The organism is Arthrobacter sp. NicSoilB4, from assembly GCF_019977335.1.
Taxonomy (GTDB): Bacteria; Actinomycetota; Actinomycetes; order Actinomycetales; family Micrococcaceae; genus Arthrobacter.
Map to the genome: position 1 here is coordinate 2287270 of NZ_AP024653.1, position 13212 is coordinate 2300481.

Sequence of the window (13212 nt, forward strand, 5' to 3'; positions counted from 1 at the left end):
GCAAGTTTGACAACTGACGGCCACACCCGTGTCCGGGTGACCGTCAGTTTCAGCGCTGTTGGTGTTAGTGCTCCGCTTCTGCGGCTGCCTTTTTGGCGTTCTTCTCTGCGTCCTTCTCGGCGCGCAGAGCCTCCGCGCCGTGCTGTTCCTCGGCCTTTTCCTGGTGGATGACCGCTGCGAACAGCTTCTCCATCTCCTTGGCCACGCCGGCCGCTGAGGCCGGGTTCTGGCCGGTCACCAGCCGGTCGTCAACCACGACCTTCTCCTCAAAGACGTCGGCGGAGACGTGGGTGGCGCCCTGTTCCTCAAGTCGGTCTGCCAAAAAGAACGGGATGACCTTGTCCTTCCCTGCGGCAACCTCCTCGTCGTTGGTGAAGGCGGCCACCTTCCGGCCCTCGACGAGGCGAAGCCCGTTCTCCAGTACCACGTTCAGCAGGCCGGCCGGTCCGTGGCAAACGGCGCCCACCAAGCCGCCGGCGTTGTAGACGCTGGCTACGAGGTTCTGCAAGCTTTCGCTGTCGGGGAAGTCCCACATCGTGCCGTGGCCGCCCACGAGGTAGACGGCGTCGTACTGGTCCGGATCAACGACGTCGACGCGGGCAGTGTTGTAGAGACCGGCCCGCGTGGTCTCGTCCTCCGTGAAGGCAACCTGGATGGGATCTTCTGAATCCACCTCGTCTCGCGGGGGCTGGCCGCCTTTAATGGACGCGAAGTCCACAAAATGCCCGGAATCCTTGAAGACCTTCCAGGGATGTGCAGCTTCGGCCACGTTGTAGCCCGTCTTCTCCCCTGTATCGCCGATCTCGGAAACGCTGGTCAGTACCATGAGGATTTTCTTCATGAAGTGCTCCTATCGTCCAAATTCCACCCTACGCCTAGCCCACATGTCCGTTGGCGGGAGTGCGGCCGGGGCGCGACGCCAAACCTCTTTCACAGCTCCCGCTATAGCCCGTCCCATGGCCGGCATAAGTCCGGCGCCTAGAAATGGTGCATGACTCCAGACAACAACCCACAACGCAAGACGGGCGGCCGAGTGCGGCGCGCCGTGCTGGCCGGACCCCTGGCCCTGACCCTCTCGGCGGGAGGCCCCGCCGCCTGGGCGCTGGACCGCTTCGTCTTCGAACACGTCGAAATCTCCGACGTCGCGGCCTACGAGGCAAGCCAGGCCGTTACGTCCGGCACCGCGGCCGCGGAAACCGCCACGGATTCCACGGCGCAGACCACGGACAGCACGTACACCTCGGACGATTCCACCATCAACATCTCCACGGTCGTCACCGGCAGCGGGGACACCACAGTCACCTACTACATGGCCGCCCTCGTGCTGACCGACGCCACCGTGTCCAGTCCGCCTTTGCCAACAACAGCTTCGGCGAGAACATCACCGAGACCACCTCGGACACCGCGGCCGACCACAACGCCGTCTTCGCCATCAACGGCGACTACTACGGCTTCCGGGACACCGGGATCGTCATCCGCAACGGCGTCTACCGCGATGAGGGCGCCCGCCAGGGCCTCGCCTTCTACCGGGACGGCACCGCCAGGGTCTACGACGAGACCAGCACCACGGCCGCCCAGCTCGTGGCCGACAGCGTTTGGAACACCCTCTCGTTCGGTCCGGCCGTGCTGGAGGACGGCCAAGTGGTGGGCGGCATCGAGGACGCGGAGGTTGACACCAACGTCGGCAACCACTCCATCCAGGGTGCGCAGCCCCGGACCGCCGTCGGGATCATCGGGACCAACCACCTCGTGTTCGTCGTCGACGGCCGGAGCCCTGGCTACAGCGCCGGCGTCACCATGACGGGACTGGCGGCGATCATGCAGGACCTCGGCGCCACCAGCGTCGCGGCCGGGCTGGGCGAGGGATCGCTCGACGGCGCGCAGCAGCAGGGTACTGTGACTGCCGGGGAGTACACGGCGGCCCGGGGCCCCGGCGGCCGGTAGGCACGCACGCGCGCTCTCCGCGACACGCCAGCCGGCCCGCGGCGCTCAATCCATCCTGTGATGCGCCGCCGCAGCGTCAGAACAGCGTGGCGGTGCACGGACCGGGCGCCGCCCGTTCCTGCACGATTCGCCGGACTGGGTAGACTCGGAACCAGACTTTCCGCGACTATCACCGAAGAGGTGTTCCCCTGATTCGAGTCATCAGCTACAACCTGCGTAAGCACCATGCCAGCGGTGAGCTGGTTGATCTGGCCCGCGATTTTGAGATTGATGCCTTGTGTCTGCAGGAGTGCGACACCAATGACCTGCCGGACACGATTGGTGATCTGCACCTTGCGGACGCCACCAAGGGCAACCGGCTGGGCCTTGCGATCTACTACCGGATGGACCGGTTTACCGCGTTCGAAACGAAGACTTTCGCCCTGAAGAAGTCGCTGCATGACCGCGTCCTGTCCCCCGCCCACGAGCGGCTCATCGGGACCCGGGTGATCGACAACGAGACAGACCACGACCTCGTCATCGCGTCGTTCCACGCGGCCCCCCTGACGGCGTCGAACTCGTTGCGGCGGAACCAGATCCACGCCGCGCACGCGGAACTGCTGAGCATGGGCGGCGGCCTGATGTCGCTGATGGTGGGCGACTTCAACTACCCGTTCTTCACCAAGAACCTCACGGAACAGATGAAGGACGCCGGCTACGACCTGACCCTCAGCGACCGGCGGACCTACACCCGTTACAAGGTATTCAAGGGCCACTTCGATTTCGCCACCTCGCAGGGCCTCAACATCGAAAGTGTTGAAACCCTTCCGCGCGGGGCATCGGACCACCTCCCGATCCTCATTTCTGCGGAGTACGGCCAGGACGCTCCGGCGGCTGGCGACTCCGCTTCCCCGGCCGCCTAGCCTGGGCCCACCGTGAGCGGCGCATGGGCACCAAAACTCCCGCCGGGCCTGCGGATGGTGCGGGACTATGAGCGGCCCTGGCTGAAATCCGATCTGGCCGCCGGCGCAGCCCTCAGCGCGTTCCTCATTCCGGCCGGCATGGCCTACGCCGAGGCGGCCGGGCTTCCGGCCGTCACGGGACTTTACGCCTCCATCGTCCCCCTGCTCGCCTACGCCGTGTTCGGGCCTTCCCGGGTCCTGATTATCGGCCCGGACTCGAGCCTGGCCCCCATAATCGCGGCTGCAATCCTCCCCCTGGCCGGCACGGAACCGGACCACGCCGTCGCCCTCGCCGGCGTCCTGGCACTCATGATCGGCGGGCTGCTCCTGGCCGGCAGGGTTTTCAAACTGGGTTTCGTGACCGGGCTGCTGTCCAAACCCATCCGGGTGGGCTACCTCAACGGAATCGCGCTGGTCATCATGCTGAGCCAGCTGCCCAAGCTGCTCGGCATCCCGGGCACGGGCGGCTCGCTGGTCAACACCGCCGCCGGCACCGTCCAGGCTGTTTCCCAGGGCGCCACCAATCCTCTTGCCTTGCTGTTCGGCGCCGGCACCATCGCCGTCATCGTCGGGTGCCGGCTCCTGCCGTGGAAGCTCCCCGGAGTGCTGATCGCCGTCGTGGCGGCCACTGCGCTGACAGCAGCGCTGGACCTGACGACGGCGCTGCCCACTGTGGGCTCCCTGCCCCGCGGCCTGCCCGCCCCCGCACTCGGCGGAATCAGCCTGGACGACGTCACCGCCTTGCTCGGCCCCGCGGCCGGCATCGCCCTGATCGCCTTTGCCGATACGTCGGTCCTGTCCAAGAGCTTCGCCGCCCGGAGCGGCGTCCAGGTCGACGGGAACCAGGAAATGGGTGCCCTCGGCGCGGCGAACATGGCCAGCGGCCTCTTCGGTGGCTTTCCGATTTCCGGCAGCGCCTCGCGGACGCCGATCGCCCTCGCGGCCGGTGCCAAGAGCCCCCTGAGCGGAGCCGTTGCCGCCGCCCTCGTGGCGCTGTTCATGATCGTGGCGCCCGGAGTGACCGCCTACCTTCCCTCCAGCGTGCTGGCCGGCGTCGTGATGGTGGCTGCGGCGTCGATCTTGGACGTGGCGACGTTCCGCAGGCTGCTCAGGATGAGCCGGACCGAGGCGGCACTGCTGGCCGCGACCTTTCTGGGCGTCGCCTTTGTGGGAGTGCTCGAAGGCATCGTGGTCGCGATCGGCCTGTCCCTGGTCGCTTTTGTGCTGCGCGCCCTGGACCCTTACCGCACCGAGTTGGGCAGCGTGGGGGACGTGCCCGGCTACCACGACCTGGGCCGGCACCCCGAGGGCCACCGCGTTCCCGGGCTTGTGATCGCGCGCTTCGACGCCCCTCTGTTCTTTGCCAACGGGGCAGTGTTCACCGACCACATCAGGGCGCTCGTGGCCAGCGCCCCGGATCCGGTGCGCTGGGTGATCGTGGCCTCAGAGGCCATCACCGGCCTGGACACCACCGCGCTGGATGACCTCGTGGCGCTCGACGACGAGCTCGCCAAGCGCGGGATCAGCCTGGTCTTCGCCGAAATGAAGGGGCCCATCAAGGACCGCCTGATCAGGTTCGGCGTCAGCAGCCGGTTTGGTCCGGACCACTTCTTCCCCACGGTGACCAACGCGGTGCGGAGCTACAAGAGACTCTTCGGCCTGGACCAGCAGGACTAGGGCCCGCCGGAGCTGTGCCTAGCCGGCAACACCGGTGATGCTGCCCGGGGCCTCTTCGGTGAGGTCGACGACGTCGCCGGCGGCGTTCTTCTTGACCGATTCGACCCCGCCCATGGCGCTGGCCTTCGACTTGTAGCTCTGCGAGGACGCAATCACCTCGCCATTGGCTGCCTTGAGCCGGAAGCGGAACCCGCCGGACTTGTCCTTGTAGACCTCAAATTTTCCAGCCATTTTGCACCCCTGATGAAGCGTCGGTGGAGCCGGCCCGGTGGGCCGTTAAGCCACAATCTACCGCCGCAGGGGCCAGCCTGACCAGTGGATCCCAGGACCTCAGCCCTGCAGCGGAATCACGTCGATCCTGCCGTCCGGGCCGACCGTCACAAGCACGCGTCTTGCGCTCACGCCCTCGAGTTCCGCGGCCAGCCGGCCGGCCAGCCGGCCGGTGTCGGCAGCTGCGCCGGTGCCCTGCCCGGCGTCGGACCGCCGCCAGACAGTCACACCTGCCCCGGTCACGTCTTCGATGACCCGGTGCAGCGGGGCCGGGTCGAAGCCGGTCACCAGGATGACGTGTCCGACGGTGCGTTGCCGGGCAGATCCGGCCGCCGCGAAGATGGCGCGTTCGTGGCGCCACACAGCGAAGTGGTACCCGGCGACGAGTGCGGTGGCCACGAGCAACCCGAGCGGGGCACGGATCCTTTCCACCAGGCTGCCGCCCGAGAGGTCGCCCAGGAAGTATTCGAACATCCGGAACCCGATGACCAGCAGGGTGATGACGGCGACCACGGCGCTGAGGCCGAACACCACAATCAGGTAAACCCGCCGGGCGTTCAGCCAGGCTCCGGACTCGCCGGCGGCGCGGGGGTCCACCGCGGCGGTCCGTTCGAGCGGTTTCCAGGTGAGCCACCAGACCGGGCCTCCGACCAGGAGCGAACTGATGCCGCCGAGCAGGAGCGTGCGCGCCCCGGACCCGGCGAGCGGGGTGGCCGCCATGGCGAGGGCGGCGTTGACGATCACGCCGATCCCGGAAGCAGCCGCAACCAGGGCCACTCCCGAGGTCACCAGCCGGCTTCCCTGCCGGAGAGTCTCCGAACTTCCGCGCGCCAGCCCGCGGTGGTACACCCAGACGAGTGAGCCGATGGCTGCGGCGGCGACCGCGGGCGCCAGGGGTTCGAGCAGCAGGTCCATCGATTCGGTGCGGTCGAAGGCGAGCCGGAGCACGACGAACAACACGACGCCGGCGCCTCCGAGAGTCAGCACTCCGGCGCCCAGGACACCGACGGCGATGAGGGCGATGCCGGCGAATCCGGTGCGCAGCAGCCTGCCGCCGTCGTGCTTCCAGTGCCACCACCAGACCAGGCCGCCGCCCGCGGCCCAGACAAGGGACTGCAGCGCGGAAACCCACCAGGGTTTGCCCACCGCCACGGCCGCCGTTGCCCCCCGGAGGGCGGCATCCAGCAGGGTGGACAGGGCCGCGACGGCGCCGCTGACGCCCATCACCAGCCCGATGTACGTGCCCAGCACCGTGGGGACGTCAACCAGGTCCAGCGGCCTCTTGCGCGGATGCCGCGACATCCACCGGTGCCAGACCCAGACGGCCGCCCAGACGAGCCCGGTGGCCAGGGACGGGCGCCACTGCAGCGACGGGCCGCCGATCAGCGTGGTCAAAGTACTGAGCAGGTTGCTCACCGCCAGTACCAGGGAAAGCACGTACATGCCGGTCACATAGAGGCCCCAGCCGACAGACGCCCGCTCTGTTTCGTCGCCGAGGCGCCGCCATACAACCCACCAGAGGAGCGCGGCGAGCGGTCCGCCGATGAGGGCGAAGGCCAGCGAGCGCGCCAGCCCGGCCACATCCGCCGTCGCCAGCTCGGTACCCGCCACGAGGAGCCGCTCCAGCAGTCCGCTCAGTCCGACGGCGGCGATCACCACCAGGGCGAAGAGCAGCAGGTACGTGATCAGGCGGCGGACGGTCCGCTGGGCCGAGCCCACGGCGGATTCCGCGCTCATCATTTCACCGCCGGGTTGGGGCACACGGTCAGTTGCCAGGGAGCGCTTTCGATGAGCCACTTGTCCCCGGTCTTGACCAGGTCGAAGACGTCCTCGACCTGGTACTCGGCGTTCCCGAACGGCCCGCCGCCCTCGGAGACGGTGATGAGCACCTTGACATCGGCCGTTGCAGGCCGCTCGGTCGTTGAGACGAGCGTGACGCGGAGGTTGTCCCCGGGCATCCGTTCCACGGTGTTGCAGCGGTTCTTGACGGCGTCAGTCAGGTAGGCGGCCGCGGCAGCCTCGTCCCCGGCGATGACGGCGGCGGAATACCGCTGGACCACTCCGGCGGGGGTGGCCTCGTCCACCGGAGCGGGCTCGCCGCGGGTGAAAACGACGATCAGGGCGACGACCACCAGGACGGCGATGGCGGCGAGGATGGCGAGCAGGGTACGGTCCGGCCGGTGGTTCCCTGCTGCCGGTTCCGGTTGGCTCGGCTCGGGTTCGTTCGCCGCTGGACTCATGCCGCCAGTATGTAGCAGGCGGGGCCCGCCGTCACGGTGTCTTTAGGCCCCGTTCGGCCCTGACCTGCTGTTTCGCCGCCGCCGGAAGCCCCTCACGACGAGGGAGCCGACGACGAAAGCCAGGGCCGCATAGACGGCATAGTTGAGGAAACGCGAGTACTCGTCAATGAGCCGGAACTGCGCACCGAGCAGGGCACCGAGGCTGATCAGCAGCCCGTTCCAGATGACGCTCCCCGCAATGGTGAACGCACTGAAAGTGCCGAGGTGCATCCGCTCGGCTCCGGCAGGCAGCGAGATCAGGCTGCGCACGCCCGGAAGCAGCCTGCCGAAGAAGATCGCCGACCTGCCGTGGCGCCGGAACCAGTCCGCGGCCTGTTCAAAGTCCTCGCGGTCCATGAGCGGGAGCCCGGACAGCCACCGGATCGACCGTTCGAGGCCCAGCCGCGCGCCGAGCCAGTAGAGCAGCAGAGCACCCAGGTAGGCGCCGAGGGTGCTGGTGACCAGGACAAGGGCCATGTTCATGGTCCCCTGCCGCGTGAGGAAACCCGCCAGGGGAAGGATGACCTCGCTGGGGATGGGCGGGAAGACCGTCTCCGCCAGGGTGAAGAGCCCCACGCCCCACTCGCCGAGGGCGTCGACGGCCCGGGCGGCAAAACCTACCAGCCCGTCCAGCTCGTCGACCGGAGTGGCGGGGGTCATGGCTGCCCCGGCCGTTCAGCTTCCTCGAACACCGCAGCCTCCCCTTCCACGCAGGACGTGGCAAGCCTAGCCGAAACAGGAGCGCGGGGTCGGCGGGCGTCCGTCGACGCCGCCCGCGGCAAGCACTACGCTCAGGAAATGGCAATCGTGCGGAAAGTCCTCGGTGTCCTCCTCCTGGTGGTGGCCGGACTGGCCGGTTCGGGGCCGGCAGCGCTGGCCGTCACGCCGGTCGACATCGTCATCGAGGACCGGGCGGGGGTGCTGGACCAAAACACGCTCCTGCCCGCCGTCCGGGCCATCGAGTTTTACCAGCCCACCAAGGTGGCTGTTTACACCTACAACGGCTCGTCCTCGGACAACCTCAACGAGGAGGTGCTGCGGTTTGCCCGGGCCGAGCGCCCGGAGTGGATCAGCGCTGACGGGCAGAAATGGGCGGACGGGCTCTTCATTTTTGCCCTGGACCCGGTGGGCCGGCATGTGGGGACCTACATGGGTGAGGACCGGAAGGTCTCGCCCGAACAGCGCGAGGACATCCAGAACGCCTCCAAGGAGCTCCTCCGCGATGCCCAGTGGACGGACGGCACCATTGCGGGGGTCCAGCGCGGGGCGGAACTGATCAACCAGCCGTGGTACCGGTCCACGGCGTTCCTCGTCACTGCGTGGGTCACCGTGGCCGCCGCCGTCGCGGGAGCCGCGGCCTGGCTGATCGTGCGCTGGCGGACCAGGGTCAGCAGCCGCAGGGAATTGGCCCGCGGCGACGCCAGCTACGCCAACGTCAGCATGGATCTGCAGGTCACCGAACTCAACGCCGGCACCATCCCGGAAGCTTCCCGGTACGGCAGCACCGTGCTGGAGAAGCACAGGACCTTCATGGCGAAGTACAACACCGCCACCGGCCTCTCCAACCAGGTCCATGCCCTGTCGCCCAAGGGCCTGAGCCGGCGGCCCAACCTGACGCTGGTCCGAAGCTACGCGGATGCCGCCACCGAACTGGATGCCCTCGACGACGTCATCTCGGACACCAATGCCCTGCTCAACAAGAGCTCCGCCTGGGCGCCCGCCTGGGACCGGCAGCTGGCACCTTTCCGGGCCGACCTGGCCGCGATCGAACAGATGCTCAGCAAGCGCAACGCCGAGGGCGACTCGGCCACTGCGGCGGCGCTGCGCTCGTTCCGGGACGAAAGCCACCGGGAGATCGAACGGTGGACCTCGGAACTTTCGGACGGAACCATCACTCCGGAGACCGCCCTGGACCGGCTGAGGGACGCCCGCACCCATTTGTCAGAGTTGCTCAAGAACCATGCCGATACCGTCATCGAGGGCTACGCCAAAAATGAGAAGGAAGCCCGTCTTATGCGCAAGGAAATGGAGACCGCGCAGGCCGGAAGCAAGGCCAAGTACGGGCGCGCGTACGAACCCAGCATCCTGGGCACCGTGTACCCCGCGTACTACTTCTTCTCCGTGCCCACGTTCAACTCCGGCTTCAGCACCGGCGTCAGCAGTGTCAGCAGCGCCCGCGGCGGAAGCAGCACGACGGGTTACGGAAGCAGCGGCGGGAGCTTCTCCGGCTCCGGCAGCTCATCGAGCTTCTAGCGGCGTCAGACAGTCTTGCTGCGTTCGACGACGAAATCGCCGCCGGGGAACAGGATGGTCTCGTGGCCGTCGTCGAACCTGACGTGATACGGCGGGGCTCCGTCAGCGCCCCTGACCTCGAGTATTTCCCCGTGCCGGTCCGATGACTCGACCGTGGTGCCACGGATGATGATGCGGTCTCCCTGTGCTGCCTTCATGGCATTCACCTCCCTTCTCCAGCCTACGATTCTGTGTGCTTTAGGGGAACGGCCCCGGTGCGGAACAGGGGCTGCGTCAAAAGGCCCCGGCGGCGACCTTGCCGGTGAGCTGTTGGATGACGCGGGTCCGTGCGGCCATGTCCGACATGTCCTTGCCCTGGGTGTAGACCACAAACACGACAGCCCGCTCCCCTTGCACCAGAATGCTCGCGTCGTGGAGGTTGCCGTTGAGCAGGCCGTATTTATGGAAGACGTCGATTCCCGGAGGTGCGGCGGCGGGGATCATCACCTCGTAATTGGTGTTCTGCATATAAGAGAGCAGCTGGGCGGTGTTGGCCGAGTTGAGCAGCCGGCCACTGTAGAGCTCCGCGAGGGTCGTCGCCATCTCTGCCGGAGTCAGGCCGTTCACCGTCCGGTCATAAGGGATGCCCAGCGAGGCCGCATAGTCCGTCAGCCCCTTCTGGCCCACGGCGGCCATGATCAGCGCCCACGATTCGTTGTTGCTTTGCTGGACCATTTGCCGGATCTGCTGGCCTGCGGTGGACGCCCCCATCCGGGTTGTCAGTGACGCCTTACCGGTTTCCACCAGATGGTAATAGGCCTCCGCGGCGAGGATCTTCGCGGTACTGGCTGCCACAAACTTGGTCTTCACGCCGTACTCGTGCACCTGGCCGTCACCAAGATCGATCAGGGCCACGCCCACCCGGTACGCCTTGTTGGCCCGGATGACCGCGTTGATTTCGGCGTCGAGCGCCGGCCCTATCAGGCTCTTGGCAGGAACGACGGCGGCCGGTGCCGGGGCCGGCGTCGACTCCGTGGCTGACGGGGATGCTGCCGGCGACGATCCGCCGGTGGCGGACCGCGCATCGGCCGCCGCTGCGGCACCGGAGAGGGCGGACTCGGACCCTGCCGGCCGAGTTCCGTCAGCCGTTACCCGGGACTGGACGGTGGCGTAGACAGTCGCGGCCGCGACCAATGTGAGGACGGTGACCAGCACGACCAGGAACTGCGGGCGGATCCCGCCAATGCGCCGGAGCAGCCCGCCCCGCTGGGTCGTCTCATGTGTGTGGCGGCCGCTGCTGTAATGCCGGCCGGGGCCCCAGGAATCCAACCGGCCTCACCCCCGGCTAATCGGCGCCAGCGCAAAGTCCGATGACGCCACAGGCAGGCTCGCAGGCATAATCTTCCTTCGAAAATAAAGAACCGCGGCGCGGCTATAAACCTAATGCATTCTTCCCCGGGCACGGCCAGAGCGCAAGGTACGGCGCCCGCGCAGCGCGTGAATCTGCTGGTCGGACGCGGCACGCCCCTCTTTGAGGAGACGGATGCCCTGACGCCGGACGCCGCGCACGCAAAAGACCGGTGATCAGCTGCCCCCAAGGCAACCGATCGACCGGTCTTTTGCATGCTGTTAGCGGTTCTGCTAGCCGGCTCGGACGAACGTCACGGGGCCGGTGGCGGTCAGCCAGGACAGCGGGTGCGTCATGGTGGCGTTGACGCCGTTCATGCCGCCGCTGATGGCCTGGCCGTTGCCGGCGTAGATGGCAACGTGGCCGGACTGGACGATGATGTCGCCGGGCTGCGGATCGGCGACTACCTTGCCGTAGTTCAGGAAGGCTGTCGGGCCGATGTTGCCGACAGGGATGCCGGCAGCGTTCAGGGCCTTCTCCACCATGGCGGTGCAGTCCTGCGTGATGCCGATCTGGCCGTAGGCCATGGACAGCAGGGTGGCGTTGACTCCTCCGGCTGCCGGGGCAGCGGCAGGGGCGGGGGCCGACTGGACCTTCACGGTCGCCTTGGCGGCGGCGGGGGCCGGTGCTGCCGGGGCCGGAGCGGCCGGAGCGGCCGCGGGCTTGGGCGCCTCGACCACGGGTGCCGGGGCGGTCTCAACAGCGGGGCGCTCGAAAGTGATCTGAACAGCGGAGTCCGCCATGACCGGTGCACCGACCTGGCCCTTGACGTCAACGGACGACGCCGGGGCGGTGCCGCGCTCGGCCGGGGCATCGGCCGCGTTGGCGGCCATGGCGCCGCTGAGCACCATTCCGGAAGCTGCGACGAGGACGGCGGCCTGGCGGCCAACGGTCCCGGCGGTACGGCGTTTGCTGCGAAGATCGGCGCGCTTGGGCGCACGGGTATTGCTAAAAGTCATTAAAGGAGCCTCTCCCAATGCCTGCGAGGTGAGCTGTCGGATTCGGATGGGAGGCACCCGGCCGCACTCGGGCCCGATCATTGCGGGCCGTGCGGCTTCACCCCAAGACCCCTGGAGAACAGCGGGTCAAAAGTGGTTTCCCCGTCTCTGCCGGACGTTGCTGCGAGTTGTCCCCGGGCCGCGGCAGAGTTAGGCAATCGGCTGGGGAGAGCCCGTCTCGGTAACAACAGGCACTTAACAACGGTAACGGAATGATCACGGCATGTCACATTGAGGTAACGGCGGTGGGGTCCCGGACGCTGTTTTTCCCCTTCCCGGACGCGGCGTCAGGCATAGGATGATGCCATCACCGTTCCTCGAAGCGGAGGCCTGGAAATGAACTATCCCGACGTCAGCACGCACTGTGTCGCCATCTGCCAGCTCAGCAATGAGCCGCAGGAGGACTTCAATGTCAACACCGAGTTGCTGGTCCTGGAAGGCGGGGAGGTCCATGTCTCCACGTGGGATGCCGAGCCCCGTGACGGCGGCTTCGACGTTCACGTCCTGAACGACCGCGTGGACGCCCTGGGTTTTATGGTGGTCACCGATTGGGAGTTCTTTGACGAAAAGGCGTACGCCGTGGTGGAACGCCGGCCGGAACGTTAGGAATCGTCCCCCGTGCGGTACGGGCCGGTCAGAGTTCCAGCTCCGGCCGGTACTTGGCCATGTCAGTGAGCACGACGGCGACTGCACCCTCGTCGACAGCTCCGCCGTCGACAGCGCCGTCGCGATAAGGCGGGGTTGGCCGGGACTCCGGCAGCACCGAACGGGCGTGGCGCACGAACCGGGACCAGTCGCCCGCGCCGGCGCGGAGCTCGCGCAGCGGGCACAGCAGGGCGGCGCGGCGCAGCCAGCCGTCAGGATCACGCACCCACCGGTCCAGGACGCTGTCCGCGCGGACCCTCCCGACGACGTCGAGCCCGGCGATCAGGGGGCCGACGACGTCGATGGCGAGAGGATCGACGACGGCTCTTAGCTGCGCGCTCCGCACGAAGCCCTCGATCCGCGTCAGGTCCGTGTTGGTCAGCAGCCGGACGCTGGACTGCAGGAGGACGACGGCGGCGAGGCGGCGTTCGAAGACCGGCACCTCCCACAGCTCGGAGCTCAGAGCGGTAATGTCATCGTGCGTGAGGTCCGGGTGGCGGCGGAGGGCATCGCGGATGGTTCCCCGCACGGCTCCGACGGACGAGCCGTAGTACCGGTGGCCGCTTCCGTGCCTCGACTCGGACTCCTCGGCGCGGCTCCACGACGACTCGCGCTGGAGCGCAAGGTCGATGAAGTCGCCGGCATCACTCATGGGACCATTCTTTCGCATGCGGCGGTGCTGCTGGTTCCTTGCAGGCCGGAGGCCCCAACTCGTCGAAGGGGAATCCATGGACCGCAAGCAGATGCCCGACGTGGTTCCCGGCCCGCGGCAAGTCATCACGGGTGCGGATCCTTCTCCGCGGCCGCTGGCGTGGGGT

The 13212-nt window shown here is 67.6% G+C and carries 13 protein-coding genes, 1 pseudogene and 1 riboswitch; of the genes and pseudogenes, 5 read left to right on the forward strand and 9 right to left on the reverse strand.

The features are described from left to right. Window positions 1–64 precede the first annotated feature (64 nt). Complete coding sequence (locus tag LDO13_RS10310) at window positions 65–841, reverse strand: type 1 glutamine amidotransferase domain-containing protein (protein ID WP_224046671.1); 777 nt, start codon at window positions 839–841, stop codon at window positions 65–67. Window positions 842–991: 150 nt separating this feature from the next. Between LDO13_RS10310 and LDO13_RS10315 the strand changes: the two are divergent. From LDO13_RS10315 to LDO13_RS10325, 3 genes and pseudogenes are all read left to right on the forward strand, one after another. Next, window positions 992–1842 (forward strand): annotated as a pseudogene (locus tag LDO13_RS10315) (phosphodiester glycosidase family protein); the annotation flags it as partial. Window positions 1843–2135: 293 nt separating this feature from the next. After that, window positions 2136–2846, forward strand: a complete 711-nt coding sequence (locus LDO13_RS10320) for an endonuclease/exonuclease/phosphatase family protein (RefSeq protein ID WP_224049755.1) — start codon at window positions 2136–2138, stop codon at window positions 2844–2846. 12 nt (window positions 2847–2858) lie between these two features. Then, window positions 2859–4562 (forward strand): SulP family inorganic anion transporter, encoded by a 1704-nt coding sequence (locus LDO13_RS10325; protein WP_224046672.1) that lies wholly within the window; start codon window positions 2859–2861, stop codon window positions 4560–4562. An 18-nt stretch (window positions 4563–4580) separates the two neighbouring features. Here the strand turns inward: LDO13_RS10325 and LDO13_RS10330 are convergent, their stop codons facing one another. The 4 genes from LDO13_RS10330 to LDO13_RS10345 form a co-directional block, all read right to left on the reverse strand. Then, on the reverse strand, window positions 4581–4793 hold the full coding sequence (locus tag LDO13_RS10330; protein WP_224046673.1) for a YegP family protein: 213 nt from the start codon (window positions 4791–4793) through the stop codon (window positions 4581–4583). 99 nt (window positions 4794–4892) lie between these two features. Then, window positions 4893–6593 (reverse strand): DUF5671 domain-containing protein, encoded by a 1701-nt coding sequence (locus tag LDO13_RS10335; protein WP_224046674.1) that lies wholly within the window; start codon window positions 6591–6593, stop codon window positions 4893–4895. Then, window positions 6569–7072, reverse strand: coding sequence for a hypothetical protein (locus LDO13_RS10340; RefSeq protein ID WP_224046675.1), 504 nt, complete (start codon window positions 7070–7072; stop codon window positions 6569–6571). Before LDO13_RS10340 ends, LDO13_RS10335 begins: the two co-directional genes overlap by 25 nt. A 42-nt stretch (window positions 7073–7114) precedes the next feature. Continuing rightward, a complete protein-coding gene (locus LDO13_RS10345) occupies window positions 7115–7771 on the reverse strand; it encodes a DedA family protein (protein WP_224046676.1) in 657 nt (218 codons plus the stop codon). A 138-nt stretch (window positions 7772–7909) separates the two neighbouring features. Between LDO13_RS10345 and LDO13_RS10350 the strand changes: the two genes are divergently transcribed. Continuing rightward, the gene (locus LDO13_RS10350; protein WP_224046677.1) at window positions 7910–9364 is read left to right on the forward strand and encodes a DUF5129 domain-containing protein; all 1455 of its coding nucleotides are present in this window, start codon (window positions 7910–7912) and stop codon (window positions 9362–9364) included. A gap of 5 nt (window positions 9365–9369) precedes the next feature. Here LDO13_RS10350 and LDO13_RS10355 read toward each other — a convergent pair whose 3' ends face one another. From LDO13_RS10355 to LDO13_RS10365, 3 genes are all read right to left on the reverse strand, one after another. Continuing rightward, complete coding sequence (locus LDO13_RS10355) at window positions 9370–9561, reverse strand: DUF1918 domain-containing protein (protein ID WP_224046678.1); 192 nt, start codon at window positions 9559–9561, stop codon at window positions 9370–9372. Between the two features lie 76 nt (window positions 9562–9637). Beyond that, the gene (locus tag LDO13_RS10360; RefSeq protein WP_224046679.1) at window positions 9638–10672 is read right to left on the reverse strand and encodes a serine hydrolase; all 1035 of its coding nucleotides are present in this window, start codon (window positions 10670–10672) and stop codon (window positions 9638–9640) included. A gap of 312 nt (window positions 10673–10984) precedes the next feature. Next, window positions 10985–11602, reverse strand: coding sequence for an NlpC/P60 family protein (locus tag LDO13_RS10365; RefSeq protein WP_224049756.1), 618 nt, complete (start codon window positions 11600–11602; stop codon window positions 10985–10987). A 112-nt stretch (window positions 11603–11714) separates the two neighbouring features. Further along, window positions 11715–11916: riboswitch (cyclic di-AMP (ydaO/yuaA leader) on the reverse strand. A gap of 169 nt (window positions 11917–12085) precedes the next feature. Between LDO13_RS10365 and LDO13_RS10370 the strand changes: the two genes are divergently transcribed. Then, the gene (locus LDO13_RS10370; RefSeq protein WP_224046680.1) at window positions 12086–12355 is read left to right on the forward strand and encodes a hypothetical protein; all 270 of its coding nucleotides are present in this window, start codon (window positions 12086–12088) and stop codon (window positions 12353–12355) included. Between the two features lie 28 nt (window positions 12356–12383). Here the strand turns inward: LDO13_RS10370 and LDO13_RS10375 are convergent, their stop codons facing one another. After that, complete coding sequence (locus tag LDO13_RS10375) at window positions 12384–13046, reverse strand: DNA alkylation repair protein (RefSeq protein ID WP_224046681.1); 663 nt, start codon at window positions 13044–13046, stop codon at window positions 12384–12386. Window positions 13047–13212 lie beyond the last annotated feature (166 nt).